This is a genomic window from Streptomyces sp. TM32, assembly GCF_004122755.1.
Lineage (GTDB): Bacteria > Actinomycetota > Actinomycetes > Streptomycetales > Streptomycetaceae > Streptomyces > Streptomyces sioyaensis.
This window is the reverse complement of the sequence record NZ_SDIG01000092.1, coordinates 1-25,706: the sequence shown is the minus strand read 5'-3', so window position 1 is coordinate 25,706 and position 25,706 is coordinate 1. Positions and strand designations below refer to the sequence as shown.

26 protein-coding genes are annotated in these 25,706 nt (G+C 71.7%); 6 read left to right on the top strand and 20 right to left on the bottom strand.

What is annotated here, in order from left to right; translation table 11 throughout:
* Positions 1-401: 401 nt before the first annotated feature.
* The 7 genes from kdpC to EST92_RS20050 form a co-directional block, all read right to left on the bottom strand.
* Positions 402-1,070: a potassium-transporting ATPase subunit KdpC gene (gene kdpC, locus EST92_RS20080; protein WP_254068921.1), complete on the bottom strand. Its 669-nt coding sequence runs from the start codon at positions 1,068-1,070 to the stop codon at positions 402-404.
* Positions 1,067-3,211, bottom strand: a complete 2,145-nt coding sequence (kdpB, locus tag EST92_RS20075) for a potassium-transporting ATPase subunit KdpB (protein WP_174244071.1) — start codon at positions 3,209-3,211, stop codon at positions 1,067-1,069. The genes kdpC and kdpB overlap by 4 nt, the downstream gene beginning before the upstream one ends.
* Complete coding sequence (gene kdpA / locus EST92_RS20070; RefSeq protein WP_129282253.1) at positions 3,208-4,884, bottom strand: potassium-transporting ATPase subunit KdpA; 1,677 nt, start codon at positions 4,882-4,884, stop codon at positions 3,208-3,210. The genes kdpB and kdpA overlap by 4 nt, the downstream gene beginning before the upstream one ends.
* 31 nt (positions 4,885-4,915) lie before the next feature.
* Positions 4,916-5,005 (bottom strand): K(+)-transporting ATPase subunit F, encoded by a 90-nt coding sequence (gene kdpF, locus EST92_RS20065; RefSeq protein ID WP_096212427.1) that lies wholly within the window; start codon positions 5,003-5,005, stop codon positions 4,916-4,918.
* Positions 5,006-5,330: 325 nt separating this feature from the next.
* Entirely contained in the window at positions 5,331-6,095 is a 765-nt protein-coding gene (locus tag EST92_RS20060; RefSeq protein ID WP_129282252.1) for a DUF3710 domain-containing protein, read from the bottom strand.
* A 1-nt stretch (position 6,096) separates the two neighbouring features.
* Complete coding sequence (gene dut, locus EST92_RS20055; protein WP_040898164.1) at positions 6,097-6,618, bottom strand: dUTP diphosphatase; 522 nt, start codon at positions 6,616-6,618, stop codon at positions 6,097-6,099.
* Positions 6,615-7,208 (bottom strand): PaaI family thioesterase, encoded by a 594-nt coding sequence (locus EST92_RS20050; protein ID WP_129282251.1) that lies wholly within the window; start codon positions 7,206-7,208, stop codon positions 6,615-6,617. Before EST92_RS20050 ends, dut begins: the two co-directional genes overlap by 4 nt.
* A gap of 58 nt (positions 7,209-7,266) precedes the next feature.
* Between EST92_RS20050 and EST92_RS20045 the strand changes: the two genes are divergently transcribed.
* Positions 7,267-7,710 carry a DUF3093 domain-containing protein gene (locus tag EST92_RS20045; RefSeq protein WP_129282250.1) on the top strand — a complete coding sequence of 148 codons (444 nt, stop codon included), beginning with the start codon at positions 7,267-7,269 and terminating at the stop codon, positions 7,708-7,710.
* Between the two features lie 59 nt (positions 7,711-7,769).
* Here the strand turns inward: EST92_RS20045 and EST92_RS20040 are convergent, their stop codons facing one another.
* From EST92_RS20040 to EST92_RS20025, 4 genes are all read right to left on the bottom strand, one after another.
* The gene (locus EST92_RS20040; protein WP_129282249.1) at positions 7,770-8,510 is read right to left on the bottom strand and encodes a hypothetical protein; all 741 of its coding nucleotides are present in this window, start codon (positions 8,508-8,510) and stop codon (positions 7,770-7,772) included.
* Positions 8,511-8,611: 101 nt separating this feature from the next.
* The gene (locus tag EST92_RS20035) at positions 8,612-8,914 is read right to left on the bottom strand and encodes a DUF4193 domain-containing protein (RefSeq protein ID WP_003982531.1); all 303 of its coding nucleotides are present in this window, start codon (positions 8,912-8,914) and stop codon (positions 8,612-8,614) included.
* A gap of 526 nt (positions 8,915-9,440) precedes the next feature.
* Complete coding sequence (locus tag EST92_RS20030) at positions 9,441-10,703, bottom strand: HAMP domain-containing sensor histidine kinase (RefSeq protein WP_129282248.1); 1,263 nt, start codon at positions 10,701-10,703, stop codon at positions 9,441-9,443.
* Positions 10,704-10,709: 6 nt separating this feature from the next.
* Positions 10,710-11,363, bottom strand: coding sequence for a response regulator transcription factor (locus tag EST92_RS20025; RefSeq protein ID WP_006602630.1), 654 nt, complete (start codon positions 11,361-11,363; stop codon positions 10,710-10,712).
* Positions 11,364-11,693: 330 nt separating this feature from the next.
* Between EST92_RS20025 and EST92_RS31670 the strand changes: the two genes are divergently transcribed.
* Positions 11,694-11,870 carry a hypothetical protein gene (locus EST92_RS31670; RefSeq protein WP_167511614.1) on the top strand — a complete coding sequence of 59 codons (177 nt, stop codon included), beginning with the start codon at positions 11,694-11,696 and terminating at the stop codon, positions 11,868-11,870.
* A gap of 82 nt (positions 11,871-11,952) precedes the next feature.
* On the opposite strand, the gene EST92_RS20020 is transcribed toward EST92_RS31670, so the two are convergent.
* Both EST92_RS20020 and EST92_RS20015 read right to left on the bottom strand, forming a co-directional pair.
* On the bottom strand, positions 11,953-12,786 hold the full coding sequence (locus EST92_RS20020; RefSeq protein WP_174244072.1) for an inositol monophosphatase family protein: 834 nt from the start codon (positions 12,784-12,786) through the stop codon (positions 11,953-11,955).
* A 56-nt stretch (positions 12,787-12,842) separates the two neighbouring features.
* Positions 12,843-13,997, bottom strand: coding sequence for a ferrochelatase (locus tag EST92_RS20015; protein WP_129282246.1), 1,155 nt, complete (start codon positions 13,995-13,997; stop codon positions 12,843-12,845).
* Between the two features lie 198 nt (positions 13,998-14,195).
* Between EST92_RS20015 and EST92_RS20010 the strand changes: the two genes are divergently transcribed.
* Positions 14,196-15,467: an MFS transporter gene (locus tag EST92_RS20010; protein ID WP_129282245.1), complete on the top strand. Its 1,272-nt coding sequence runs from the start codon at positions 14,196-14,198 to the stop codon at positions 15,465-15,467.
* Between the two features lie 280 nt (positions 15,468-15,747).
* A complete protein-coding gene (locus EST92_RS20005; RefSeq protein WP_129282244.1) occupies positions 15,748-17,091 on the top strand; it encodes a D-arabinono-1,4-lactone oxidase in 1,344 nt (447 codons plus the stop codon).
* Positions 17,092-17,187: 96 nt separating this feature from the next.
* Here EST92_RS20005 and EST92_RS20000 read toward each other — a convergent pair whose 3' ends face one another.
* The gene (locus EST92_RS20000) at positions 17,188-18,399 is read right to left on the bottom strand and encodes a hypothetical protein (protein WP_129282243.1); all 1,212 of its coding nucleotides are present in this window, start codon (positions 18,397-18,399) and stop codon (positions 17,188-17,190) included.
* Positions 18,400-18,896: 497 nt separating this feature from the next.
* Here EST92_RS20000 and sepH point away from each other — a divergent pair, with 497 nt between their 5' ends.
* Complete coding sequence (gene sepH, locus EST92_RS19995) at positions 18,897-19,958, top strand: septation protein SepH (protein WP_129282242.1); 1,062 nt, start codon at positions 18,897-18,899, stop codon at positions 19,956-19,958.
* 82 nt (positions 19,959-20,040) lie between these two features.
* Here the strand turns inward: sepH and EST92_RS19990 are convergent, their stop codons facing one another.
* Positions 20,041-20,880 (bottom strand): sulfurtransferase, encoded by an 840-nt coding sequence (locus tag EST92_RS19990; protein ID WP_129282241.1) that lies wholly within the window; start codon positions 20,878-20,880, stop codon positions 20,041-20,043.
* A gap of 249 nt (positions 20,881-21,129) precedes the next feature.
* Between EST92_RS19990 and EST92_RS19985 the strand changes: the two genes are divergently transcribed.
* Positions 21,130-21,906 carry a VOC family protein gene (locus EST92_RS19985; protein WP_129282240.1) on the top strand — a complete coding sequence of 259 codons (777 nt, stop codon included), beginning with the start codon at positions 21,130-21,132 and terminating at the stop codon, positions 21,904-21,906.
* Positions 21,907-21,934: 28 nt separating this feature from the next.
* Here the strand turns inward: EST92_RS19985 and EST92_RS19980 are convergent, their stop codons facing one another.
* The 5 genes from EST92_RS19980 to EST92_RS19960 form a co-directional block, all read right to left on the bottom strand.
* Positions 21,935-22,207: a hypothetical protein gene (locus tag EST92_RS19980; protein WP_216849114.1), complete on the bottom strand. Its 273-nt coding sequence runs from the start codon at positions 22,205-22,207 to the stop codon at positions 21,935-21,937.
* Positions 22,208-22,238: 31 nt separating this feature from the next.
* Positions 22,239-22,904 (bottom strand): thymidine kinase, encoded by a 666-nt coding sequence (locus EST92_RS19975; protein WP_129282239.1) that lies wholly within the window; start codon positions 22,902-22,904, stop codon positions 22,239-22,241.
* Positions 22,905-22,965: 61 nt separating this feature from the next.
* Positions 22,966-24,156, bottom strand: a complete 1,191-nt coding sequence (locus EST92_RS19970) for a nucleotide pyrophosphatase/phosphodiesterase family protein (RefSeq protein WP_129282238.1) — start codon at positions 24,154-24,156, stop codon at positions 22,966-22,968.
* On the bottom strand, positions 24,156-24,746 hold the full coding sequence (locus tag EST92_RS19965; RefSeq protein WP_006602644.1) for a DUF5998 family protein: 591 nt from the start codon (positions 24,744-24,746) through the stop codon (positions 24,156-24,158). Before EST92_RS19965 ends, EST92_RS19970 begins: the two co-directional genes overlap by 1 nt.
* 38 nt (positions 24,747-24,784) lie before the next feature.
* Positions 24,785-25,706: acetate--CoA ligase family protein (locus tag EST92_RS19960; protein WP_174244070.1), on the bottom strand; the 922-nt coding region annotated here is incomplete at its 5' end.

Sequence of the window (25,706 nt, the reverse complement as noted above, 5' to 3'; positions counted from 1 at the left end):
CTCCCCCACTTCTCAGGCCCCTCCCCGGATCCCCCGACACCGGATCCACCCGTCACCGGGCCCGCGGCGCCGGATCCGGGTCGCCGGATCCCTTGTCGCCTGCCCGTTGCGTCAGTATGCGTACGGCGCAGCGCGGCGGGCAACGCCTGTGGAAAACTCCCGGATCGACCCGGAAATCCACCGAAAAATCGACCCGGGAATCCGCCGAAAAGCAGCCTTCTGCGCACCGTCGCACCGGTGGCGCGGCACCTGTGAAGGCCGGGGACCGGAAATCCGCGGCCATCAGGCCCCAAGCGACGGAAGACGCATGGCGATGCATCAGGCGGGCGCCCGGAGAAAAGCTCTCCGAGGCCGCCTCACCCACCGCCCTCAGCCCCTGGCCCCCCGCTCGGCCCGTGCCCCTATCCCCCCTGCACCAGGTCCCTCAGAGCAACATTCAACTCCAGGACATTCACCCGCGGTTCACCCATGAAGCCGAGCTGGCGCCCGTCCGTGTGGCTCTTGACCAGCTGACGCACCATGTCCGCGGGAAGTCGGTTCTCCTTGGCGACCCGGTCGGCCTGCAGCTCGGCGTACGCCGGGGAGATGTCCGGGTCGAGGCCGGAACCGGATGAGGTGACGGCGTCCGCCGGGACCTTCGACGGAGGTACCCCGTACGTCTCGGAGACCCACTGCTTGCGCTCCTTCACCGCTTTCACGAGGTCGGTGTTGGTGGCGCCCAGGTTGGACGCTCCGGAGACCTGGAGGTCGTACTGCGGGTTGACGCCGTTGGTCCGGTTGCTGCCCAGCCCGGCCGAGGGGCGCGGCTGGAAGAACTTCAGGTCCGGGACGGGGTTGCCCTCCTTGTCCTTGCCCTTGTCGTAGCGCTGGCCGAGCAGCGACGAGCCGACGACCTTGCCGTGGGAGCTCACCTCGGAGCCGTTGGCCTTGCCGGGGAACGCCGCCTGTGCCACGCCGGTGACCACCAGGGGGTAGACGATCCCGCAGACCACGGTCAGTACGAGCAGGGCGCGCAGGCCCGCCCCCATCAAGCGGGCGGTGTTGCGTACGGAGTTGTTCACGGCGGTCACCCGATTCCGGGAATCAGAGAGATGAGCAGATCGATGAGCTTGATGCCGATGAACGGGGCGATCAGGCCGCCGAGTCCGTAGACGGCGAGGTTGCGTCGCAGCATCCGGTCGGCGCTGACCGGCCGGTATTGCACGCCCTTGAGGGCGAGCGGTACCAGGGCGACGATGACCAGCGCATTGAAGATGATGGCCGAGAGGATCGCGGAGTCGGGGCTGGACAGCCGCATGACGTTGAGGGTGTCCAGGCCCGGGTAGGCCACCGCGAACATCGCCGGGATGATCGCGAAGTACTTCGCGACGTCGTTGGCGATCGAGAAGGTCGTCAGCGCGCCCCGGGTGATCAGTAGTTGCTTGCCGATCTCCACGATCTCGATGAGCTTGGTCGGGTTGGAGTCCAGGTCCACCATGTTCCCGGCCTCCTTGGCGGCCGAGGTACCGGTGTTCATGGCCACGCCGACGTCCGCCTGGGCGAGGGCCGGGGCGTCGTTGGTGCCGTCGCCGGTCATGGCGACCAGCTTCCCGCCGGCCTGTTCGCGCTTGATGAGCGCCATCTTGTCCTCGGGGGTGGCCTCCGCGAGGAAGTCGTCCACGCCCGCCTCGTCGGCGATGGCCTTGGCCGTCAGCGGGTTGTCACCCGTGATCATGACGGTCTTGATGCCCATACGGCGAAGCTCGACGAAGCGTTCGCGCATGCCCTCCTTGACGACGTCCTTGAGGTGGATGACGCCCAGGACACGGGGGCCCTTGTCGTCCTCGACGGCCACCAGCAGCGGCGTGCCGCCGGCCTCCGAGATGGCGTTGCTGAGCGCATCGGCATCCCGCGCGACCTCGCCGCCGCGCTCCTGGACCCAGGCGATGACCGCACCGGACGCGCCCTTACGGACCGTGCGCCCGTCGACGTCCACACCCGACATCCGTGTCTGGGCGGTGAACGGCGTCCACTCGGCGCCCGTCAACTCACCCTGGTGGCGCTCGCGCAGGCCGTACTTCTCCTTGGCGAGGACGACGATGGAGCGGCCCTCGGGGGTCTCGTCGGCCAGTGACGACAGCTGGGCCGCGTCCGCGACCTCGGCTTCGGTGGTGCCCTCGACCGGCACGAACTCGGCGGCCTGACGGTTGCCGAGGGTGATGGTGCCGGTCTTGTCGAGCAGCAATGTCGATACATCGCCTGCGGCTTCGACGGCACGGCCGGACATGGCCAGGACATTGCGCTGTACGAGCCGGTCCATACCGGCGATGCCGATGGCCGAGAGCAGTGCGCCGATCGTCGTCGGGATCAGGCAGACCAGCAGGGCGAGCAGCACGATCATGGGCTGTTCGGCGCCCGCGTAGATCGCGAACGGCTGGAGCGTGACGACCGCCAGCAGGAAGACGATGGTGAGCGACGCGAGCAGGATGTTGAGCGCGATCTCGTTGGGGGTCTTCTGCCGTGCGGCGCCCTCGACGAGATTGATCATCCGGTCGATGAAGGTTTCACCGGGCTTCGTCGTGATCTTGATGACGATGCGGTCGGAGAGCACCTTCGTCCCACCGGTCACCGCGGAGCGGTCGCCGCCGGATTCCCGGATGACCGGCGCCGATTCACCGGTGATCGCGGACTCGTCGACGGAGGCCACGCCTTCCACGACGTCGCCGTCACCGGGGATGATGTCGCCGGCCTCACAGACCACCAGGTCACCGATGCGCAGCGCCGTGCCGGGGACCTGCTCCTCGGCCGCGCCGTCGATCCGGCGCGCCACGGTGTCGGTCTTGGCCTTGCGCAGGGTGTCGGCCTGCGCCTTGCCACGGCCCTCGGCAACCGCCTCGGCGAGGTTGGCGAAGAGCACGGTCAGCCACAGCCAGGCGGCGATCGCCCAGCCGAACCCGTCCGTCGGGGAGGTGCAGGCGAAGATCGTGGTCAGCACGGAGCCGACCTCGACCACGAACATCACGGGGGACTTGACCATCACCCGCGGGTCGAGCTTGCGTATCGCGTCCGGCAGGGACGTGAGCAGCTGCTGGGGATCGAAGAGACCGCCGCCCACACGGCCGTCGCCGGGCTGGTGCCCGCCGGGGACGTCCTGGTGCGGGGCGCGGGGCGGAGTAGCTGTCGAGCTGGAGGCCATGGTGCCGGGCCCTTCCGGTTTCACGGGGGCGGTCATGACAGCCCCTCCGCCAGCGGCCCGAGGGCCAGTGCCGGGAAGTAGGTCAGACCGGTGATGATCAGGATCGTGCCGACGAGCAGCCCGGCGAAGAGCGGCTTTTCGGTACGCAGGGTGCCCGCGGTCCGTGGGACCGGCTGCTGCTCTGCGAGCGAGCCGGCCAGGGCGAGCACGAACACCATCGGCAGGAAGCGGCCGAGCAGCATCGCCAGACCGATCGTGGTGTTGTACCAGGGGGTGTTGGCGTTCAGTCCGGCGAACGCGGAGCCGTTGTTGTTGGCGCCGGAGGTGTAGGCGTAGAGGACTTCGGAGAAGCCGTGCGAACCGGCGCCCAGCGCCTTGGTGTTGAGCATCGAGCCCAGTGCGTCCGGCAGCGCCATCGAAGCGGCGGCGAAGCCGAGCACCAGGGTCGGTGTGATGAGGAGGTAGCAGGCGGCGAGCTTGATCTCGCGGGTGCCGATCTTCTTGCCGAGGTATTCGGGGGTGCGGCCCACCATCAGGCCGGCGAGGAACACCGCGATGGTCGCCATCACGAGCATGCCGTAGAGCCCGGAGCCGACGCCGCCGGGGGCGAGTTCGCCCAGCATCATGCCGAGCAGCTGGATGCCGCCGCCGAAGGCGGTGAACGAGGAGTGGAAGGCGTCCACCGCGCCGGTGGAGGTGAGGGTGGTGGCCACCGAGAAGATCGAGGAGGCGCCGACGCCGAAGCGGGTCTCCTTGCCTTCCATGGCGGCGCCCGCGGCCTGCAGGGCCGGGCCGCCGTGGGCGGACTCGGTCCACATCATCAGCGCCGTGAAGCCGAGCCAGACGACGCCCATCGTGGCCAGGATGGCGTACCCCTGCTTCACGTTCCCGACGAGCTTGCCGAAGGTGCGGGTCAGCGCGAACGGGATGACGAGGATCAGGAAGATCTCGAAGAGGTTGGTGAAGGCGCTGGGGTTCTCGAAGGGGTGGGCGGAGTTGGCGTTGAAGTAGCCGCCCCCGTTGGTGCCCAGTTCCTTGATGACCTCCTGGGAGGCGACCGCGCCTCCGTTGGTCTGCTGGGCGCCGCCCATGAACTGGCCGACCTCGTGGATGCCGGAGAAGTTCTGCACGGCTCCGCAGGCGACCAGGACGAGGGCGCCGAGGACCGCGATCGGGACGAGTACCCGTATGGTGCCGCGGACCAGGTCGGCCCAGAAGTTGCCGAGGTCGCCGGTGCGGGACCGGGCGAACCCGCGGACCAGCGCGACGGCGACGGCCATGCCGGTGGCGGCGGACACGAAGTTCTGCACCGCGAGGCCGGCGGTCTGCACGACGTGGCCCATGGCCTGCTCGCCGCTGTAGGACTGCCAGTTGGTGTTGGAGACGAAGGACGCCGCGGTGTTGAACGCCTGGTCCGGGCTGATCGAAGCGAAGCCGAGGGACAGCGGCAGACCGCCCTGGAGGCGCTGGAGCAGGTAGAGGAAGAGCACGCCCGCCGCGGAGAAGGCCAGGACGCCGCGCAGATAGGCCGGCCAGCGCATCTCGACGTCCGCATTGGCGCCGATACAGCGGTAGATGACCTTTTCGATGCGGAGGTGCTTGGGCGAGTGGTAGACGGCGGCCATGTAGTCGCCGAGGGGGCGGTACGCCAGCGCCAGCGCCGCGGTGAGCGCTGTCAGCTGGAGCACGCCGGCGAGAGCGGGGCTCATCTGGCCCGCCGCGGCAGCAGCGCTGGACACCTCAGAACCTCTCCGGGAAGACGAGGGCGAGGACCAGGTAACCCAGCAGGGCGACGGCCACGATCAGGCCGACGGTGTTCTCGACGGTCACAGCTTCGCCACCCCCTTGGCGACGAGAGCCACCAGCGCGAAGACCGCGAGGGTGACGACGACGAAGGCCACGTCGGCCATCGGGTGCTCCTAGAGGGATGAGGAGGTAAGGACTCCTAGAGCAAAGCGCCCTTCCCGCCGCCTGTGACCGCTGTTGACGCCTCCCTTACGGCCATTAGCGCCCCGTTGACGGAATTCCTACGCATCTCGGCCTGACCTGCACGAACGACGAGGGCCCGCACCCCCTTCCGGGGAGTACGGGCCCTTACGACCGTCACGATCCAGCCGTCACCGGGGCGGCGCGCGCCGCCCGGCCGCCGGAGGTGTCAGCGGATCTCGGTGATCTCCGGTCCGCGTTCCAGACGCTCCACACCGCCGCCGAAGCGCGACTGCTCGACCGACTCCTGCTGCACACCGTCCGGCACCATCTGGGCGTCGTCCGGCAGCTTCAGGACGATCGGGTCACGCGGCGCCATCGGGGCGTCACCGCGGATGATGACGGTGTCCCGGAAGATGTGCTCCAGCACGCCCGCGGCCTGCGGCTGCACCGCGCCCTGGCCGGAGATCACACCACGCAGGAACCATCGGGGGCCGTCGACGCCGACGAAGCGCACGACCTGCACACCGTTGGTGCCGTCCGGCAGCTGTACGGGTACCTGGGCGCGCAGCTCCCAGCCCAGCGGGCCCTCGACCTCGTCGATGACCCCGCCCTGCTGGGTGATGCCGGCGGCGATCTCCTCGCGGACCTCGCCCCAGATCCCCTCGTTCTTGGGGGCGGCGAAGGCCTGCAGCTGTACGGCGCTGTCCTGCAGCACCACGGTCGCGGCGACGATGGCGTCACCGGCGACCTCCACCCGAAGCTCCATGCCCTCGACACCGGGCACGAACAGACCGCCGAGGTCCACCCGGCCCTCACCGGGCTCGGAGACCTCCGACGCGTCCCAGGGGCCGTCGGGGCGCGGCGCGGGCGGAAGACTGAGCCGCTGTTCCGCCTCGTCCTCGTCGGCGTCGCTCACCGCTTGCTCGTCGGCGAGCGTGGTGTCCATGGCCGACTCTTCAGGAGCCTCGTTCTTCTTGCGACGTCCGAACACGTCACTGTCCTTCCCGGTCGGCACCGACCGATGCGTATTCATTCCCGCCCGTGGAGCCGTCCACCGCCGCATGACCGCCGGTGGAACCGAATCCCCCCTCGGCCCGCGCCGAGCCGGGAAGTTCCGCCACCTCGTGGAAGCGCACCTTCTCGACCTGCTGGACGACCAGTTGGGCGATCCGGTCGAATCGTTCGAACCGCACGCTCTCGCGCGGGTCCAGATTGACCACGATCACCTTGATCTCTCCACGGTACCCGGCATCCACCGTCCCGGGGGCATTCACCAGCGCCAGTCCGCACCGCGCTGCCAGCCCGGACCGCGGATGCACAAATGCCGCATACCCGTCGGGAAGGGCGATCGACACCCCGGTGGGCAGCACGGTGCGCTCCCCCGGCGCCAGCTCGGCGGCCTCGGTGGTCACCAGATCCGCGCCGGCGTCGCCGGGATGCCCGTACGACGGGACCGGTACGTCCGGGTCCAGCCGCCGCAACAGCACCTCCACGGGCTTTCGTCCCTCACTCACGGGTTCACCTCGAAGGCACGCGCGCGCTTGGCCTGGTCCGGGTCGGCCATCGCCGCCTGGATCTCCTCGGCCCGTCCGTTGTCGATGAAGTGGTCGACCTTCACCTCGATGAAGACGGCCTCGGCGCGCACCGCGACCGGACCGCCCGGCCCGTCTATGCGCCCCACGGCCGTCGAGTAGATCTTCCGTCCGTGCACCGCGGTGACCCGCGCGTCCAGATGCAGCACCGTGCCCAGCGGCACCGGCCGGACGAAGTCGGTCTCCAGCCGGCCGGTCACCGCGATCACCCGCAGCAGCCAGTTCAGCGAGCCGAGCGTCTCGTCCAGTGCGGTGGCCAGCACCCCGCCGTGCGCCAGACCGGGCGCACCCTGGTGGGCCTCCTTGACGGTGAACTCCGCCCGTACACTCACGCCCTCGCCGGCCCGCGCCTCCAGGTGCAGGCCGTGCGGCTGTCCCGTGCCGCAGCCGAAGCACCGGTCGTAGTGCGTGCCGAGGAGTTCTCCGGGTGCCGGCGCCTCGGCATGCCGGACCGGAGCGACGGCGTCCTTCGGTGGCGTCAGCCGCGCCCTGGGTTCGTCAGTTCCACTCACGAGTGCAGACCCTACCCGCGCACGTCACGGCCCCGCGCCGCCGTGCCAAGCTGGAGCCATGCCGTCGTACGAAGAACGTCTCACCGCGCCCCGGTCCTGGTGGGTGATCGCCGCGCTGATCGGCGTGGCCTGCGCCCTGATGCTGCTCCCCGTGGGGACGCTGCCGATGCTCGGCGGACTGATCGGGGGCGCGGCGCTGTCCGCGGTGGCGGTGAGCGCGTACGGCTCGGCGCGGATCCGGGTGGTGGGCGGTGCGCTGATCGCCGGCGAGGCGCAGATCCCCGCGTCCGCGCTGGGTGAGGCGCGGGCACTGGACGCGGACGAGGCGCTGGCCTGGCGTACGTACAAGGCCGATGCCCGCGCGTTCATGCTGCTGCGCAGCTATGTCCGCACCGCGGTGCGCGTGGAGATCACCGACCCCGAGGACCCGACACCGTACGCCTATCTCTCGACGCGGGAGCCCGAGCGGCTGGTGGCGGCGCTGGCGGCCGTACGCACCTGACCGGCGGTCCGGGGCTTGTCGGGTGCCGCCCGGCGGGACGACGGGCCCCTCCGGCTTCGTCAGCCGTTGCCCGGCGCGGCCGGCGCGGAGTCGGGAAGGACGTCCCAGGGGACCTGGTGCGCGCGCAGGTCCTTACGGATCTTCTCCGCAAGCCTTCTGGTGTCCCTGCGGTTCATGAACGCGCCGACGACGGCGCCGATCATGAACGGCGCGAGGTTGGGGAGGTTGCGCAGGGTGCGCTTCATGATCTGCTGGCGCAGTTCCCGCCTCATCTGCCCGCCGAGGGCGACGTTCAGCGAGGCGGGCTTGGCGAGGTCGATGCCCCGCTCCTCGGCCCAGGAGGTCAGGCAGGCCATCGCGCGCTGCCGGAAATTCCCCGCCGGCCGCAGACCGTAGACCTCGTACAGCTCGGCGATCAGCTTGATCTCGACCGCGGCGACACCGGTGACCTCGGCGGCCAGCTCGGCCGGCATGGCGGGCGGTACGGGCAGCATCACTGCCGCGCCGACGCCCGCTCCGACGGTTGCGGTGGCCGCGCAGGCACCCGCGACGAGCTTGTCGGCCAGGTCCTCGGGGGTCAGTCCGGGAAACTGGGCGCGCAGTGTCGCAAGATCGCGGACCGGGATCCGCGGGGCGGTGTCGATGATGCGGTCGGCAATCGCGGCGATCAGCCCCCGTAGCCTGCCGCCGCCCCCGGTGGCACCGCGGCCGGTCAGGGCCGCGAGCGAGGCCCGGTGGCCCCGCTCCTGCAATGCACCGGGTGTCCGCTCCGCGGGAAGGGCGGTCGGATCGGCGGGCACGGGCGCATGGTCCTCGCGTGCTCGTGCGCCTGCCGCCGGACCGGGTCCGCCCTTGGGGCCCTTACGGAACGGGTTCACGCCTGTCACGGCGTAGGCCGGGCTCAGGCCGCGCAGTCGCGGCAGATCGGCTGCCCGTTCTTGTCCTCCGCGGCGAGCTGGCTGCGGTGGTGGACCAGGAAGCAGCTCATGCACGTGAACTCGTCCTGCTGCTTGGGCAGCACACGCACGGCCAGCTCTTCGTTGGACAGGTCCGCGCCCGGCAGCTCCAGGCCCTCGGCCTGCTCGAACTCGTCGACGTCGACCGCCGAGGCGGACTTGTCGTTCCGCCGCGACTTCAGCTCTTCAATGCTGTCCTCGTTGAGGTCGTCGTCGGTCTTGCGTGGGGTGTCGTAATCCGTAGCCATTTTCGCTCTCCCCCTCTGGGTGTCTGCGGTGTCTCAGCGCTCGTAACGCGTGAGAGGCCGGACTTGTGCCCGACCTGAGGCGGAGATTTTGCCTCACATCAAGGTCTGTTACTCAATCGACACCCAACCGCACCCCTGAAGAGGTGATCGGTTTGGATGGCGATCAGGACCGTACACGGTCCGAATGTCGCACCTCGCGCAGCCCACCACCTGTACTTCCCGTGATCTGACCCCCCGGAAACCCGGACGTCCCAGGCATTCCGACGGTCATTTCGCTCACGGAGCGTAGATGGCCGGAACTTCCCGCCTGTGAGGCATCACACACGCACCGACCAGCGGGCGGACCGGTTCAATTCCGCGCAAAGCGAACTCGGCGAAGGATCCCCGCAGATCCCCCTCCACGTCAAACCGGGAGGCGAGGCGGTGTACGGCCACGAGACGGGCGATCGTACGCACAGATGTCCGAGGACTGCGCACCGGGGCGCGCAGTGCCTCCAGCAGGCGTACAACCGCCCTGTGGCCTGCATCAGAGTGGCAGGACGACGCGCATCACGAGTCCGCCGCCTTCGCGGGGTGCGGCGGTGATCGTGCCGTCGTGTGCGCGGACCACCGAGCGCACGATGGACAGGCCCAGACCGACGCCCTTGTCGCTGCCGGTGCGCTCGGTCCGCAGCCGCCGGAACGGCTCGAAGAGGTTCTCCACCTCATAGGCGGGGACCACCGGGCCCGTATTGGCGACCACCAGCACGGCACAGCCCGGCTGGGGCTCGGTGGCGACCTCGACCCAGCCGTCCTCGGGCACGTTGTAGCGCACCGCGTTCTGGACGAGGTTGAGCGCGATGCGCTCCAGCAGGACGCCGTTGCCCTGCACGAAGACCTGCTGGCGGATCCCGCGCAGCTCCACTCCCTTGCTGTGCGCCTCCTCGCGGGTCTGGTCGACGGCCTGCGAGGCGACCTCGGAGAGATCGACCGGCTTCTTGTCGACGACCTTGTTCTCGCTGCGGGCGAGCAGCAGCAGGCCCTCCACGAGCTGTTCGCTGCGCTCGTTGGTGGCCAGCAGCGTCTTGCCGAGCTGTGCGAGCTCGGGGGACGCGTCCGGGTCGGCGAGCTGGACCTCCAGCAGCGTGCGGTTGATCGCCAGAGGGGTGCGCAACTCGTGCGAGGCGTTGGACACGAACCGGCGCTGCGACTCGAAGGCGCGGTCGAGGCGGTCCAGCATCTCGTCGAAGGTGTCGGCGAGCTCCTTGAGCTCGTCGTCGGGCCCGCCCAGCTCGATGCGGCGGTGCAGGTCCGAGCCGGCCACCCGCTGTGCGGTGCGCGTGATCCGCCCCAGCGGCGCCAGCACCCGCCCCGCCATCGCGTAACCGAACGCGAAGGCCACCACCGTCAGCCCCAGCAGCGCCAGCAGCGAGCGGTTGAGGAGGCTGTTGAGGGCCAGCGCGCGCTGATGCTGGAGGCACTGCTCGACGGCCTCCTGGAGCAGCGGTCCCGACGTCTTGGTGGGCAGGTCGCAGAGGTCACTGGTCGACTGGAACTTGCCGCCGAGGATCTTCAGGGGCAGCGCGCTGCCGTCGTGCAGCGCGTCCGCGGCCAGCATGTAGATGATCGTCAGCAGCACGATCCCGGCCATCAGGAACATGCCGCCGTACAGCAGGGTCAGACGTATACGGATCGTGGGGCGCAGCCACGGGAACGGCCGGACGTTGACCGGCCGGGGGTCCCAGGTGGGCTTGGGGGGCAGGGGCGGCGGCGGGGCGGTCGCCTTGGAGAACGAGGGCAGGGAGGGCATCGCCGGTCAGATCCGGTATCCCGAGCCGGGGACGGTGACGATCACCGCGGGCTCGCCGAGCTTGCGGCGCAGCGTCATGACCGTGACCCGTACGACGTTGGTGAACGGGTCGGTGTTCTCGTCCCAGGCCTTCTCCAGGAGCTGCTCGGCCGAGACGACCGTGCCCTCGCTGCGCATGAGGACCTCCAGCACCGCGAATTCCTTCGGCGCGAGCTGGACCTCCTTGCCGTCGCGGAAGACCTCGCGGCGATTGGGGTCGAGCTTGATGCCGGCCCGCTCCAGCACGGGCGGCAGCGCGACGGTCGTACGGCGCCCCAGCGCGCGGACCCGGGCGGTCAGCTCGGTGAACGCGAACGGCTTGGGGAGGTAGTCGTCGGCGCCGATCTCCAGGCCCTCGACGCGGTCGCTGACGTCACCGGAGGCGGTGAGCATCAGGACCCGGGTGGGCATCCCCAGCTCGACGATCTTGCGGCAGACGTCGTCACCGTGGACGACCGGGAGGTCACGGTCGAGCACGACGACGTCGTAGTCGTTGACCGCTATCCGTTCCAGCGCGGCAGCGCCGTCGTAGACCACGTCGACGGCCATGGCCTCCCGGCGTAGTCCGGTGGCCACCGCATCGGCGAGCAGCTGCTCGTCCTCGACGACGAGAACACGCACGTCGCTAGTCCTTCCTCAGGGCCCTCACGGGCAGGCAAAACTTGTCTGAAAGCCCTTCCATCCTGCCCCGAAGAGCCATAAACCGGCGGTAAGAGGGGTGCGGAGGGGTGGACAGCGGCCCGCGACGCCCGACGGGCATGATTCCTGGGTCGGTTGAGGTTTCCCTGAGGTACCGGGTGGGGAGGACGACTGCACACCCGCGATCACGCCCTGTTTATGAGGCAACTTTAAGCACCCTTTGCCACGAACTGATCCATCGCAGGGACCACGCAGTGATCACCCACCCGTCGGCACACCCCCGTGCCACCGACCCACGACGAGGGGGCGCACATGGACGCGTTCACCGCAGGCATTTTGCAGCGCATACAGAACACGGAAGCCGATCTGGACCGGGCCCGGGCTGCGGGCGACGACTTCCTCGCCGAGGTCGAGCAGGCAGAGCTCGAGGACCTGCAGCGACTGGCGACCGAGCACGGCGTGCGCTACGGCGCGGTCAGCACCGCCTGACCGTTTCCCGGCGTACGACGACAGCGCCCCGGCACACAGGGGATGGTGCCGGGGCGCTGTCGTGCCCGTGTGCGGGCCCGGGTCAGTCGTGCCAGGCGCCGAGCTCCTCCAGCAGCGGCTGGAGCTGCGCGAAGAGGGCCGGGGAGGCGGCGAGGGTCAGCTCGTGGGAGGCCGGGCGGCCGGGGCGGCCGCCGGTGAGCGCGCCGGCCTCGCGGGCGATCAGGGCGCCGGCCGCCGAGTCCCAGGGGTTCAGCCCCCGCTCGTAGTAGGCGTCGAGCCGGCCGCAGGCCACATCGCACAGGTCGATCGCGGCCGAGCCGCCGCGCCGGATGTCCCGGACCTGCGGCAGCAGCGTCCGCAGCACCTCGGCCTGGGCGGCCCGGCGCTCGGCGAGGTAGGCGAAGCCGGTGCCGAGCAGTGCCTGGGAGAGCGGCGGGGCAGGCCGGTGGTGGAGGCGCTCGTCGTTGTTGAACGCACCACGACCCAGGACCGCCCGGGAGGTCTCGCCGCGCATCGGTGCGGCGACGACCCCGACCACCGCCTCGCCGTCCTTCTCCGCCGCGATGGACACCGACCAGGACGGCAGCCCGTAGAGATAGTTCACCGTGCCGTCGATGGGGTCGATGACCCAGCGGATGCCGCTGGTGCCGTCGGTGCTGGCGCCCTCCTCGCCCAGGAAGCCGTCGTCGGGGCGGTGCTCCCCCAGGAAGCCGGTGATCAGCTTCTCGGAGGCGAGATCCATCTCGGTGACGACGTCGATGGGGCTGGACTTGGTGGCGGCGACGCCGAGGTCGGCGGGCCGGCCGTCACGCAGCAGGGTCCCCGCACGTCGGGCGGCCTCCAGGGCCAGTTCGAGGAGTTCGTCGTAGAGCCCGCCGGTCGGGGTGGCGGCGGTCTGCGGGGCGTCGGGGGACAGCGGGTCGGGCACGATGCTCCTTGCTCACACGGGCGGTGGTCGGGCGGGCGGACGGCTCAGGCGGGGGCCTCGGCGACCGGGCCCCGCCAGTCGGCGCCGGCGGCGGCCGGACGCGGTGCGCGCGCCGGACAGCAGCCGACCGGGCACAGGTCGTGGCTCGCGCCGAGGGCACCCAGGGCACAGCGCTCCGGGGTGCCGCCCCGTTCCGCGGCCGCACGCTCCAGGAGGAGGTCGCGGACGGCCGCGGCGAACCGCGGATCGGCGCCCACGGTGGCCGACCTGGCGACCGGCAGTCCCAGCTCGGCGGCCTTGGCGGTGGCCTCGGTGTCGAGGTCGTACCTGACCTCCATGTGGTCCGAGACGAACCCGATGGGGGCCATGACGACGGCCGGGACGCCCGCGGCGTGCGCCTCTTCCAGGTGGTCGCAGATGTCCGGCTCCAGCCAGGGAATGTGCGGGGCACCGCTGCGGGACTGGTAGACGAGCCGCCAGGGGTGGTCCACGCCGGTCTCCGCGCGGACGGCGTCCGCGATCACCCGCGCCGCGTCGAGGTGCTGGGCGACGTAGGCGCCGCCCTCGCCGCCCCGGGTGTGGTCGGCGGGCGCGCCGGAGGTGTCGGCCGCGGCGGTGGGGATGGAGTGGGTGGTGAAGGCGAGGTGGGCGCCCTCGCGCACCTCCGCGGGCAGTTCCGCGAGCGACGCCAGCACACCGTCGACCATCGGGCGGAGGAAGCCGGGGTGGTTGAAGTAGTGCCGCAGCTTGTCGACCTGCGGCAGCTCCAGGCCCTCGGCCTGCAGGGCGGCGAGGGCGTCGGCGAGGTTCTCGCGGTACTGGCGGCAGCCCGAGTACGAGGCGTAGGCGCTGGTCGCCAGGACGGCGATCCGGCGGTGTCCGTCCTGGACCATGGTGCGCAGGGTGTCGGTCAGGTAGGGCGCCCAGTTGCGGTTGCCCCAATAGACGGGCAGGTCCAGCCCGTGCTCGGCGAAGTCCGTGCGCAGCGCGTCGAGCAGCTCACGGTTCTGGGCGTTGATCGGGCTCACGCCGCCGAACAGGAAGTAGTGCTGCCCCACCTCCTTGAGGCGCTCCCGGGGGATGCCTCGGCCGCGGGTGACGTTCTCCAGGAACGGGACGACGTCATCGGGCCCTTCGGGGCCGCCGAAGGACAGCAGCAGCAGGGCGTCATAAGGACGGGGATCGCACTGTTCGGGCATGCCGTCGATCCTGCCACCCTTCCTTCGGGGCCGGTGGGGGCAGGTCCCGGCGTAGAGGCGGTGGGCAGGTCCGGCGTGGAACGGAGGCCCGGCATCGGGCCGAAAATCCGGAGGCGGCCGGCGGCCTGCCGCCCGTAAGCTGTATCGGCGCCAGACATTCCTTACCGATCTTCGGTCCTCACCGGCGGAGCGCCCTCGTTGCCCAGTCCCTACCGCGCCATCTTCGGCCGCCCCGGTACCAAGTCGTTCTCCGCCGCCGGACTGCTGGGCCGGATGCCGCTGTCGATGATGAGCGTCGGCATCGTCACGATGGTCTCCCAGCTGACCGGGCGCTACGGCCTGGCCGGCGCGCTGTCCGCGACCCTCGCGCTGTCCGCCGCGGTGCTCGGCCCGCAGATCTCCCGGCTGGTGGACCGGCACGGCCAGCGCCGGGTGCTGCGCCCGGCAGCCCTGGTGTCGATCGCCGCGGTCGCCGGGCTGCTGCTGAGCGCGCTGCAGCGCTGGCCGGACTGGGTCCTGTTCGTCTTCGCGGCGGGTGCGGGGTGCGTGCCCAGCATCGGCTCGATGATCCGGGCCCGCTGGGCGGAGATCTACCGGGGCTCCCCGCGCGAGCTGCACACCGCTTATGCGTGGGAGTCGATCGTCGACGAGACGTGCTTCATCTTCGGGCCGATCCTGTCCATCGGCCTGTCGACCGCGTGGTTCCCGGAGGCCGGTCCGCTGCTGGCCGCCGGCTTCCTGGCCGTCGGCGTCTTCTGGCTGACGGCGCAGCGTGCGACGGAGCCGGTGCCGCATCCGCAGGAGCTGCACCCCAAGGGGTCGGCGCTGCGCTCGCCGGGGCTGCAGGTGCTGGTGGTGACGTTCGTGGCGACCGGTGCGATCTTCGGGGCGATCGATGTGGTGACGGTGGCCTTCGCCGAGGAGGTCGGGCACAAGGCCGCGGCCAGTCTGGTGCTGGCCGTCTATGCACTCGGCTCGTGTGCGGCCGGCGCCGTCTTCGGGCTGCTGCACCTGAAGGGGCCTCCGTCGCGCCGCTTCGTCGTGGGGGTCTGCGCGATCGCGGTGAGCATGGTGCCGCTGCAACTGGTGGGCTCGCTGCCGCTGCTGGCCGTCGCACTGTTCGTCGCGGGGCTGTCCATCGCCCCGACGATGGTGACCACGATGGCGCTGGTCGAGGAGCATGTGCCGCGGGCCAAGCTGACCGAGGGCATGAGCTGGACCAGCACCGGTCTGGCGGTGGGCGTCGCGCTGGGTTCGTCGGCGGCCGGCTGGGTGGTCGATGCCGCCGGCGCGGAGCGGGGGTATCTGGTGCCGGGGGCGGCGGGGGTGCTCGGCGCCCTGGTGGCCTTCGCGGGCTACCGCAGGCTCCGCCCGCGGCCCGCTCCGTCGGCGACGGACCCGGCGGCCGGGGCGCCGGCCGGTCACGACGGCACGGTCCCGCAGCCGCGCAGCGAGGAGAGCGTCGCCTAGCCGGAGGCCCTCCTGCGCACACGACCGGTGGGGGGGAGCGCGTCTGCACGGTCTGGTCCACCACCCGCGAGCCGGGCGGGTCTGTGCGGACGCTCGTGGCCCCTGCCGGAGCTTCGCGAACGGAACACGTGCCGCCCGCTGGGGAGTTACCGTCGGTACGACCTGTCCGGGAGCCGGACGGTTGCGGCCGACCCCCGGGGCATGTGACGTACGTCACCCTGTCCGGATATCGCGTCGGTGACTGGCATCATGCGCCGGACATGCGGGAGGGGACGTCACCATGGCAGTCAGCAACGCCGTCGGCCGCTCGGGAGGGCGCGGCCCGACGACCGGACCGTGGCGCAACTGGGCGGGCAATGTCACCGCCCGCCCCGCCCGGAGCGTGGCCCCGGCGAGCACCGAGGAGCTGGCCGCCGCGGTCCGCGCGGCCGCCGCGGACGGGCTGACGGTCAAGGCGGCCGGCACCGGCCACTCCTTCACCCCGGCGGCCGCCACCGACGGGCTGCTGATCCGCCCCGAGCGGCTGACCGGGGTCCGCAGGATCGACCGCGCCGCCGGCACCGTGACCGTGGCGGCCGGCACCCCGCTCAAGCACCTCAACGAGACGCTGGCCGTCCACGGGCTGTCGCTGACCAACATGGGCGACATCATGGAGCAGACCGTCTCCGGGGCGACCGCCACCGGCACCCATGGCACCGGCCGGACCTCGGCGTCACTCGCCGCCCAGATCACTGCCCTGGAACTGGTCACGGCAGACGGCTCGGTCCTGACCTGCTCGGCCGACGAGCACCCGGACGTGTTCGCCGCGGCGCGGCTGGGCCTGGGCGCACTGGGCGTGATCAGCGAGCTCACCTTCGCCGTGGAGCCGGAGTTCCTGCTGACCGCCCGTGAGGAGCCGATGGCCTACGACGAGGTGACGGACCGGTTCGACGAGCTCGTCGCCGAGAACGAGCACTTCGAGTTCTACTGGTTCCCGCACACCGGCAGCTGCAACACCAAGCGCAACAACCGCAGCCAGGGCCCCGCCGCGCCGCCCGGCAAGGTCAGCGGCTGGATCGAGGACGAGCTGCTGTCCAACGGGGTCTTCCGGCTCGCCTGCACCGTGGGGCGGGCGGTACCGGCCGCCATACCGGGCATCGCCAAGATCTCCAGCCGCGCGCTGTCGGCCCGTACGTACACCGACATCCCCTACAAGGTCTTCACCTCGCCGCGGCGGGTGCGGTTCGTGGAGATGGAGTACGCGCTGCCCCGCGCGGCCGCGGTCGCCGCACTGGGTGCCCTGAAGGCGCTGGTGGAGCGCTCGGACTTCAAGATCAGCTTCCCGGTGGAGGTGCGCACCGCACCGGCCGACGACATCCCGCTGTCCACCGCGTCGGGCCGGGACACCGTCTATGTCGCCGTGCACATGTACCGGGGGACGCCGCACCAGGCGTACTTCGCGGCCGTCGAGCGGATCATGACAGCGCACGAGGGCCGTCCGCACTGGGGCAAGCTGCACACCCGCGACGCCGCCTACCTTGCCGAGGCCTATCCGCGGTTCGGCGAGTTCACCGCGGTGCGCGACCGGCTGGACCCGGACCGCCGGTTCGCCAACGCATATCTGCGGCGGGTCCTGGGGGACTGACCGACGACGGCCGCGGCCCGGTGCCTTCGCAGGGCACCGGGCCGCGGCCGGGTCCGTTCCCCCTCCCCGGACCGTCGCCCCCAACGGGCGCGGTGCTCAGGAGGCGCCGGGCGCGGGGGCCCGTCCGTCGGAGCCCTGCTGCCCCTGCGTGCCCCCTTGCGTGCTCCCCGGTTGCTCACCGCCGGTCGAGCCGTCCCCCTTTCCGGTGTCTCCGCCGCCCGGGGAACCGCCCGTCGACGGGTCCGGCGACGAGGGGGCATCCGGGTCCGGCGAGGTCCTGCCGCCGTCGGACGGGCTCGGCTCCGGCGACGGGCTGCCGCGGTCCTTGCCCTTGTCGGCGCCGTCCGAGGTGCTCGGGTCCGGGGACGGCTGCCGGTCGTTGCCGTGCTGTTTGCCGTCGTCCGGGGAGTCACCCGATCCGGGTGACTGCGGACTGCTGGGCTGGTGCCGGCCGGACCCACCGGTCTGGGTGATGTTGCCCAGCGAGGTGCCCTTCTCACCGTTCGGCGTCTGCCCCGTGATCAGCTCGGTGCCGGTGACCGCGCCCATGGCGAGCACGAAGACCGCGAGCGCTCCGAGCGCCGGCCGCTTCCAGCCGCGCAACCGGGAACCGTAGGTCGTGGTGCTGAGCGCCTCGGGCGGTCCGGCCGGGTGCCGCACGGGCGGAGCACCGTCCGGCCGACCGGCGGCCTGGCCCAGCGCCGCGGTCCGCTCATCGAGCCGCGGCACCAGCTGCGTACGGTCGGCCGGCCGCTGCGCACCGGCCTGGTCCGCCGGGTGCCCCCCGGGCTCCGCCTCGGGGTCGACGGGGCGCAGCATCCGCGTCGCGTCCTCGTCCCCCGGAGCGGGCGAGGCGCGTGCCGGGTCCCGGGGTCCGGACGGATCGGCCCGCGGGATCAGCTGCGTACGGGCCGTGTCGGGCCCGGGCATTCTGGCGGCGACGGAGGTGACCTCGTCCTCCGCTCCGTGCCTGTCGAAGGTCGGCAGCACCATCGTGGAGACGGGCCGCGCGTCGGATGTGGTGGATCGATTGCGGGTGGCGGAGGAGCGGCGCGGCTTCGGCCTGGTGGTGACCGATGCCTCCTTGATCTGTTCGCCGGTACGCCGGAACAGGTGCTGGAATATCGAGCCGCCGGTGGTGGCCACGACACTGACCACACCCGCGCCGATGAACGTTCCGTAGACGCCGAGCTGGCCCGCGAGATACGCGGCGACGGCCGCGGCGAGCGCACTGCCGGCAACCTGAGCCACGCTCAGGTCTATCCGCTTCTCCTTCTTCTTCGTGTCGGTTTCGGTTTCTTCGTCCATCTCCAACCTTTGATAGCCGCTTCGATCCATCTTGCATGGAGAAGTGACCATTCGGCGTACCCAAAAGTTCCGATTTTGGGGAATCTGTGAATCTTGCCACCTACGTGCCTGGTAGAGAGATCGACAAGACGACTCAACTCCGTTGCCCACCCAGAAGTTCGGCGGCGCGGCGGTCCACCTCAGTGGTCCGAATGGAGTACTGTGGCGAGCCCTGGCCCCGGTTCCCGTCCGGCTGCCCGGAACCCACGGGAGGGGCTGTGAAGGCGGCACTCGCCCCGGGGCGCCGCCGACCGGCACGGGTGAACGGCGACAGGACCAACGGCACGGTCACTGAGCGTTGCGAACAGGTAACCGTGTCATAACGGCGTTTCAGGGCCAAGCCTCGACACGCCGGGCAACTCGGCAATGTTGTGGCAGGCTGCACCCGGGCAGGCCACACTCGACTAGCGGAAGCAGCGACGCACGTGACGTCGGCAGGCACCACCCGGGAGGTCCCCATGCCCGAACTGCGTGTCGTGGCCGTCTCCAACGACGGCACACGGCTGGTGCTCAAAGCTGCGGACAGCACCGAGTACACGCTTCCGATCGACGAACGGCTGCGCGCCGCCGTCCGCAATGACCGCGCACGGCTGGGCCAGATCGAGATCGAGGTCGAGAGCCATCTGCGTCCGCGGGACATCCAGGCCCGTATAAGAGCCGGTGCCTCCGCCGAGGAGGTCGCCCAGCTCGCCGGCATCCCCGTCGACCGGGTGCGCCGCTTCGAGGGCCCGGTGCTCGCCGAGCGTGCCTTCATGGCCGAGCGGGCCCGTAAGACGCCGGTGCGGCGCCCCGGCGAGAACACCGGTCCACAGCTCGGCGAGGCGGTCGCGGAGCGGCTGCTGCTGCGCGGCGCCGACAAGGAGAGCGTCCAGTGGGACTCCTGGCGCCGCGACGACGGCACCTGGGAGGTGCTGCTGGTCTACCGCGTCGCCACCGAACCGCACTCGGCGAGCTGGACGTACGACCCGCCGAGGCGGCTCGTGCAGGCCGTGGACGACGAGGCGCGGGCACTGATCGGCGAGAGCGACGACACGCCCGAGCCGAGCTTCCCGTTCGTGCCGCGGATCGCGCGGCTGCCGCGCGACCGGCCGCTGGACCGCACCCTGGACCGGCAGTCGTCCGAGCGTGCGCCGCAGTCCGGCGACGAGGACGGCGAGCCGCGGGATGCCGAGGAGGCCGTCGGTGAGCGGGAGCGCGACCGGGATTCGCTGACCAGCCTGCTGGAGGCGGTGCCGAGCTTCCGTGGCGACATGGTCGTCCCGGAGAGCACGAAGGCGCCGCAGAGCGACGAGGAGTCCGAGGCCGAGGTCGAGGAGCCGCCCGCCCCGGCGGCCAGCGCGGGCGCGGGTTCCGCGTACGCCGATGTGCTGATGCCGCGCGCGGTGGCCGGCCATCGCGACCGGCTGACCGGGACCACGGACCGGCAGGCCGAGGCGGACGGCGTCCGGCCCGGCCGGCGCGCGGCGGTGCCCAGCTGGGACGAGATCGTCTTCGGCACCCGGCGGAAGAAGCCGGAGTAGCGGGACGGCGTCCCCCTGCAGCGAGCCCCGTCCGCCCGTCCCCTGCTTCCAGGGGACGGGCGGACGGGCGTGTGACGGGGGCTCAGCCGGGCTGCGGGCCGGTGGCGACCGGTCGGGAGGGGTCGGCCGTCCACTCGCTCCAGGAGCCGACGTACAGGGCGGCGGGGACGCCCGCGACCGCGAGCGCCAGCACCTCGTGGGCCGCGGAGACCCCGGAGCCGCAGTAGACACCGACCTCCGCGTCCGCCGTGGCGCCCAGCGCGGCGAACCGCCGGGCCAGTTCCGAGGCGTCACGGAAGACGGTGCTGCCCTCGGCGACGTTCTCGGTCGTCGGGGCGGACACGGCGCCCGGGATGTGGCCGGCGACCGGGTCGATGGGCTCGACCTCGCCGCGGTAGCGCTCGGCGGCCCGGGCGTCCAGCAGGACTCCGCGGCGGGCCAGCCCTGCCGCGTCGTCCGCCGTCAGCACCGGAAGCGCGCCGGGCAAGGGAGTGAAGTCGCCGGTCTGCGGGGCCGGCTGATCGACGCTCAGCGCGCCGCCGGACGCCTCCCAGGCGGCGAGGCCGCCGTCCAGGACACGCACGTCGGGGTGGCCGGTCCAGCGCAGCAGCCACCAGGCGCGGGCGGCCGCCCAGCTCTGACCGCCGTCGTAGACGACCACCGGGCGGTCCGCGCGGACGCCCGCGGCGCGCATGGCGCCGGCGAACACATCGAGGTCGGGCAGCGGATGCCGGCCGGCCGGGCCGGGGGGTCCGGCCAGCTCGCCGTCGAGGTCGACATAGACCGCGCCGGGCACGTGCCCGGCCTCGTACTGGGGACGGCCGGGCGGTCCGCCGAGCTGGTAACGGACGTCCAGGAGCACCGGAGCGGCGGGCTGCGCCAACTCGCTCGCGAGTTCGGTAGCGGTGATGATGACGTTCATGGGGCTCATCTTTGCGTAGCAACCGCTACGTTCAGAAGGCGGGTGCCCACCCTCCGTATGACGGAGTTGCGCCCTGCCGTCACGCCAGCGAAACGGCTCAGGGGCCTCAAACCGGGCATTCTCCCTCGCGAACGCGCCGTGGACGGCGCGGCCGGGGCGCACACCAGGGCGCCGGGTGCGAGCATCTGCTCCAGACCGTGCCCGTACCGCGCAGGGTCAGCACCCCGACACTCCGAGGAGAAAGCGACCATGACGACCGAAGCAGCGACCCGGCGGATGTCCGGCGCGCCCTGCTGGGTGAGCCTCCTGGCCCACAGCATGTCCGCGACGCAGGAGTTCTACGGCGCGCTGTTCGGCTGGGAGTTCCGCCCGGGGCCGCAGCACTTCGGTCCGTACGCCCGGGCCTTCCTCGACGGCCGGGAAGTCGCCGGGGTCGGTGAGCTGGCGCCCGACCGCCACCTCCCGGTCTCCTGGACCACCTATCTGGCCAGCGACGACGCGGATGTGACGGCGGAACAGATCCGTTGCTGCGGTGGGACGGTGGGCGTCGGGCCGCTGGATGCGGACGACGACACGGGGCGGATGGCGATCGGCTCCGACCCGCAGGGCGCGATCTTCGGCATCTGGCAGGGCAAGTCGCTGATGGGTACCGCCCGCACCGGCGAGCCGGGCACGCCGGTGTGGAACGAGCTGGTCACCCGGGACACCGGTTCGGTCAGTCCGTTCTACGAGCACGTCTTCGGCTTCGAGGCCGAGCCGGTGGCCTCGGCCGGTCCCGAGGCGCTGACCCTGCTGCTCAAGGGGCAGCCGGTGGCGGGGATGCGCGGCGTCGGCGCCGACCTGCCCCGCGACCGGGGTTCCCACTGGATGACGTACTTCGCCGTCCCCCATACGGACGCGGCGGCCCGCAGGGTCACCGAACTGGGCGGACAGGTGCTGCACGCCCCCCGGGATTCCGTGCACGGCCGGCTGGCGGCCGTCGCCGACAGCGAAGGCGCCGTCTTCATGATCATCCAGCGGGGCTGAACGCCCGCCGCACCAGGGGCGGTGGGGCTCAGGGGGCGTCCGGGTCCAGGCGCATCCGGACGTAGCACGCGCCGGCCGGCCCCGGGCGCCGGTGTCCGTCCGGCTGCCGGCCGTGCCGCGCACAGAAGGCCCGTGCACGGTCGTTGCGCTCCCATGCCTCGACCCGGCCGGTGGGCAGCGCGGCGTCGCGCAGGAACCGTACGAAGGCGGCGTGCAGTTGGTGCCGATGCCCGAAGGGGCCGGGCAGGCCTGCGGGTTCCGTCCCCCGCGGCAATCGGGCGTCGGTCGGGCGCCCTGGCATTCCCCGGACGGCGCGGCGTCGGCGGCCGCCGCTACTTCGTGCCGTCGACCGGCAGGACGTCCGGGGAGAGGGCGGCCGCGCGGGCGGTCGCCGAGGTCTGGCGGCGGCGGTGATGGCGTCGGCACAGCACCTCGTAGCCGACCTCGGCCTGGGGGCTGTCCACGTCTCCCACCACATCGCCGACGACGACCTGTGCGCCCTCGACGACCATCCGGCCGTCGACGGTACGGGCGTTGTGCGTGGCGCGGGCGCCGCACCAGCACAGCGCCTCGACCTGCAACACCTCCACCCGGTCGGCCAGTTCGACCAGGCGCTGGGAGCCGGGGAAGAGCTTGCTGCGGAAGTCGGTGGTGATGCCGAAGGCGAAGACGTCCAGTTCCAGGTCGTCGACGACGCGGGCGAGCTGGTCGACCTGTTCGGGGGCCAGGAACTGCGCCTCGTCGGCGATGACGTAGTCGACCCGGCCGCCGGCGGAGAGGTGGCCGATGACATGGGCGTAGAAGTCCATGCCGTCCGCCGCCTCGACGGCCTCGGTGACCAGACCGAGCCGGGAGGAGAGCCTGCCGTGGCCGGCCCGGTCGTTACGGCTGTAGATCAGGCCTTGCAGACCGCGGGAGGAGCGGTTGTGTTCGATCTGCAGAGCGAGGGTGCTCTTTCCGCAGTCCATGGTTCCGGAGAAGAACACCAGCTCGGGCATGGGAAGGTGCGGGCCTTTCGGGCTCGTGAGGGGGTGAGGTGCGGGCGGTGGGCCGTGGGGGTCAGGTACGGACTTCCAGGAGGGGCACCAGCTGCTCCACCGGGGTCATCGAGCCGTGCATCCCGACCATCTCCGATTCACGGGGCTCCCGTTCGGTCGCGATGATCACCATGTCGGCGTGGGCGGCCGCCACGACATCGCCGATCCGGGCGCGCACCCGGTCGTCGACCGACGGACCGAACCAGCCCGCGGCGATGGCCTCGTCACGGCTCGCCACCCACATCTGTTCGCCGACCACCTCGCGCCAGACGGCGAGCACATCGGCGGCCGCGCCCGGGTGGGCGTACACATGCCGGGCGCGCCCCTCGCCGCCCAACAGGCGTACGCCGGCGCGCAGTTCCCAGTCCTCGTCGAAGTCGATCCGGGACTCCGGGTCGAAGGGGATGTCGATCATGCCGTGGTCGGCGGTGATGTAGAGGGCGCTGCGCGGCGGGAGCTGCTCGGCCAGCCGCTGTGCGAGCCGGTCGACGTACATCACCTGGCCGCGCCAGGCATCGGAGTCGACGCCGTAGCGGTGCCCCTTGCCGTCGACCTCGGAGTAGTACGTGTAGACGAGCGAGCGGTCACCGGCGGCGAGCTGCTGGGCGGCGAGGTCCATCCGCTCCTCGCCGGAGAGCCGGCCGTGGAAGGTGCCGCCGCTGAGCGCGACCTTGGTGAGCGGGGTGTGCTGGAAGTTCGGTGCGGAGACCTGGCAGGTGTGGATGCCGGCGGCGTCCGCGCGCTGGAAGACCGTCGGATACGGCTGCCAGGCATAGGGGTCGGTCCACGGAGACCAGCGCAACTGGTTCATCAGCGCGCCGGTGGCCGGGTCCTGGCAGGTGTAGCCGGGCAGGCCGTGGGCGCCCGGCGGCAGGCCGGTGCCGACCGAGGCGAGGGAAGTGGCGGTGGTGGAGGGGAAGCCGGCAGTGAGCGGGCGGCCGCTGCCGTTGAACGACGTGTCCAGGAGGGAGGTCAGGAACGGCGCCTCCTCCGGGTGGTTGCGCAGCAGCTCCCAGCCGAGGCCGTCGATCAGGAAGACACAGGCCCGGTCGGCGGGGGCGAGCTCCATCGGCGTGGCCACGCCGGGTATCTCCAGGCCGACGGCGATGCCGGGCAGCAGATCGGCGAGCGAGCCGGTGCCGTACTGCGGTACGGGGGCGCCCAGCGGGTCGAGCGGTTCGGGTTCCGGCCAGGCGGGGACGGTGTGGGTCATCAGCGGGTGGTGGTGGCCGCGGTGGCCTCGGAGAGCGCCTGGGCGAAAGTGAGCGTCTCGCGCACCGAGTCCGGCCCGTCACCGGCCTCACTGACCCGCAGCGAGAGGTCGTCGGCGGTGGAGGAGCCCGTGTAGCCGTGGTCCGCCTCGCAGTTGGGGTCGCCGCAGGCGGCGGGCTCCAGATCCAGCCGGGCGACCGCGCCCCAGCCGATGGTCAGCACGACCTCGCGGGGCAGCTGGCCCGGGGTGTACGACTCGGGGTTGGCGACCACGCGGCTGAGCACCACGGACGAGATCCGGCCGAGCTTGACGGACTCGGTGGAGGTGGTGGCGTACGGCGACGGGGAGGTGGCGTCGGCGGCCTGCTCGTCGGTATGGCTGACGATGAAACGGGTGCCGGTCAGTACCAGGACCGTGACATGACGGCGGACCTCGTTGGCGTCGAAGGTCGTCTCCTGATGGACGAGGTACGACACCACCGGCTCACCACCGACCGCGGCCTGCACCGCCTCGGCCACGAGCGTCGGGTAATAACCACTGCGCTCGATCGCCGCACGCAGTCCCTGGGTCGTCGTACCGGTCTTAGCCATGGGGTCCATCTTACGGGGCGTACCGGGCCGCGAGAGCCTCAGTAGACGGGCAGCCGGCGGGGGCCGAGGTCAGTGGTGGCGGGGGGCCTGGCCAGGCGTACGGAGGCCCCCAGGACGGAGAGGCCGTGCGCGGCGACGACGACCGGTTCGAGGTCGACGCCGACGACCTCGGGGTGGTCGTCGACGAGCCGGGAGACCCGCAGCAGCAGCTCGGCCAGCGCGGCGGTGTCCACCGGCTGGGAGCCGCGCCAGCCGAACAGCAGCGGGGCGGCACGGATCGAGCGGATCTGTTCGGCGACCTCGCGGTCGGTGGCGGGAATGAGGCGGTGGGCGATGTCGCCGAGCAGCTGGGAGGGCGCACCGGCCAGGCCGAAGGAGAGGACGGCACCGGCGGCCGGGTCGATGGCGGCCCGGATGACGGTGTCGACGCCGCGCGGCACCATCGACTGGACGACCGGACGCAGCTCTTCCGGTGAGCCGAGGGAATCGGTCAATTCGGCATACGTGCGGCGGAGTTCCCGCTCGCCTGCGATGTCGAGGCGTACGCCGCCGAGGTCGGCGCGGTGGCGCAGATGGGGGGCGGTGGTCTTGAGGGCCACCGGATAGCCGAGGCGGGCGGCGGCGCGGACGGCGGTGTCCGGGTCGGGTGCCGCAAGAACGGGGCGGGTGTGGATGCCGTAGCGGGCGAGCAGGGCCTCGGCGTCCTCGGGCGGCACGGGGACGGAGCGGCCGGTGGGGGCGTCGAGGCTGAGCCGGTCGAGAAGGCGCTCGATGTCGGCGCCGGCCGCCGCCTCCTGGATGTCGTCGTACTCGGGCACCCGGCCCGGATCGGCGGCCTCGCGGCGCCACGCGGCATAGCGGACGGCCTCGGCGAGGGCACGGACGGCACGCTCGGCGGCGGGGTAGGCAGGGATGCGGAGGGGTGCGGTGCGGCGCGGACGGCGGTGTCCGGGTCGGGTG

Coding starts and splice junctions, on each gene's coding strand:
- kdpB (WP_174244071.1), bottom strand. CDS start 3,211: ATGACCGCCCCCGTGAAACCGGAAGGGCCCGGCACCATGGCCTCCAGC.
- kdpA (WP_129282253.1), bottom strand. CDS start 4,884: ATGAGCCCCGCTCTCGCCGGCGTGCTCCAGCTGACAGCGCTCACCGCG.
- EST92_RS20045 (WP_129282250.1), top strand. CDS start 7,267: ATGCCGTCGTACGAAGAACGTCTCACCGCGCCCCGGTCCTGGTGGGTG.
- EST92_RS20035 (WP_003982531.1), bottom strand. CDS start 8,914: ATGGCTACGGATTACGACACCCCACGCAAGACCGACGACGACCTCAAC.
- EST92_RS20030 (WP_129282248.1), bottom strand. CDS start 10,703: ATGCCCTCCCTGCCCTCGTTCTCCAAGGCGACCGCCCCGCCGCCGCCC.
- EST92_RS31670 (WP_167511614.1), top strand. CDS start 11,694: ATGGACGCGTTCACCGCAGGCATTTTGCAGCGCATACAGAACACGGAA.
- EST92_RS20015 (WP_129282246.1), bottom strand. CDS start 13,997: ATGCCCGAACAGTGCGATCCCCGTCCTTATGACGCCCTGCTGCTGCTG.
- EST92_RS20005 (WP_129282244.1), top strand. CDS start 15,748: ATGGCAGTCAGCAACGCCGTCGGCCGCTCGGGAGGGCGCGGCCCGACG.
- EST92_RS20000 (WP_129282243.1), bottom strand. CDS start 18,399: ATGGACGAAGAAACCGAAACCGACACGAAGAAGAAGGAGAAGCGGATA.
- sepH (WP_129282242.1), top strand. CDS start 18,897: ATGCCCGAACTGCGTGTCGTGGCCGTCTCCAACGACGGCACACGGCTG.
- EST92_RS19990 (WP_129282241.1), bottom strand. CDS start 20,880: ATGAACGTCATCATCACCGCTACCGAACTCGCGAGCGAGTTGGCGCAG.
- EST92_RS19985 (WP_129282240.1), top strand. CDS start 21,130: ATGACGACCGAAGCAGCGACCCGGCGGATGTCCGGCGCGCCCTGCTGG.
- EST92_RS19980 (WP_216849114.1), bottom strand. CDS start 22,207: ATGCCAGGGCGCCCGACCGACGCCCGATTGCCGCGGGGGACGGAACCC.
- EST92_RS19975 (WP_129282239.1), bottom strand. CDS start 22,904: ATGCCCGAGCTGGTGTTCTTCTCCGGAACCATGGACTGCGGAAAGAGC.
- EST92_RS19970 (WP_129282238.1), bottom strand. CDS start 24,156: ATGACCCACACCGTCCCCGCCTGGCCGGAACCCGAACCGCTCGACCCG.
- EST92_RS19965 (WP_006602644.1), bottom strand. CDS start 24,746: ATGGCTAAGACCGGTACGACGACCCAGGGACTGCGTGCGGCGATCGAG.